The sequence below is a fragment of the Mesorhizobium sp. M2A.F.Ca.ET.039.01.1.1 genome, assembly GCF_003998035.1.
In the GTDB taxonomy this organism is placed as follows: Bacteria; Pseudomonadota; Alphaproteobacteria; order Rhizobiales; family Rhizobiaceae; genus Mesorhizobium.
Genome location: NZ_RZRY01001326.1, coordinates 1 through 894 on the forward strand (window position 1 = coordinate 1; position 894 = coordinate 894).

At 61.9% G+C, this 894-nt stretch carries 1 protein-coding gene and 2 pseudogenes; 1 reads left to right on the forward strand and 2 read right to left on the reverse strand.

The features are described from left to right. The coding region (locus EOA24_RS44200) for an NAD(P)(+) transhydrogenase (Re/Si-specific) subunit beta (RefSeq protein WP_348633114.1) at positions 1–61 on the reverse strand (61 nt) is incomplete at its 3' end. Here EOA24_RS44200 and EOA24_RS39630 point away from each other — a divergent pair. After that, a pseudogene (locus EOA24_RS39630) lies at positions 62–574 on the forward strand (NAD(P)(+) transhydrogenase (Re/Si-specific) subunit beta); the annotation flags it as partial. A gap of 70 nt (positions 575–644) precedes the next feature. Here EOA24_RS39630 and EOA24_RS39635 read toward each other — a convergent pair. Beyond that, positions 645–894: pseudogene (locus EOA24_RS39635) on the reverse strand (DNA gyrase subunit B); the annotation flags it as partial.

Genomic DNA, 894 nt, shown 5'->3' on the forward strand with positions numbered 1-894 from the left:
CGAAGACCTCGTCGTAAGGCACGTTGGCCTCGGCAAGCAGCACGTTCATGTGGCCGGGCATGCGGCCGACGACGCCGCCTATCTGATGATGAACGCGCAGAAGGTTATCATCGTGCCGGGCTACGGCATGGCGGTCGCTCAGGCGCAGCATGCGCTGCGCGAAATGGCCGACAAGCTCAAGGCCAACGGCGTCGAGGTCAAATACGCCATTCACCCGGTCGCCGGCCGCATGCCCGGCCACATGAACGTGCTGCTTGCCGAGGCCAACGTGCCTTACGACGAGGTCTTCGAACTGGAGGATATCAACTCGGAGTTCGCGCAGGCCGACGTTGCCTATGTCATCGGCGCCAACGACGTCACCAACCCGTCCGCGCGTGATGACAAGTCCTCGCCGATCTACGGCATGCCGATCCTCGACGTCGACAAGGCCCGCACCTGCCTCTTCGTCAAGCGCTCGCTCGGCTCCGGCTATGCCGGCATCGACAACACGCTGTTCTACAAGGACGGCACCATGATGCTGCTCGGCGACGCCAAGAAGATGACGGAAGAGATCGTCAAGGCCATGGACCACTGAGCTTGATTGCAGGCTTCAAAAGAGAGGCCCGGCAAATGCCGGGCCTCTCTTTTTGAGTGTGTAGGTGCGCTCAGATATCCAGATTGGCCACCGACAGCGCGTTGTCCTGGATGAACTCGCGGCGCGGCTCCACCTCGTCGCCCATCAGCCGCGAGAACAATGAATCCGCGTCTGTCGCGTCATTGACCTTGACCTGCAGCAGCGAGCGCACATTCGGGTCCAGCGTGGTTTCCCAGAGCTGCTCGGCATTCATCTCGCCAAGGCCCTTGTAGCGTTGCATGGTGAGGCCCTTGCGGCCGGAAGCGAACACCGCGTTGAGC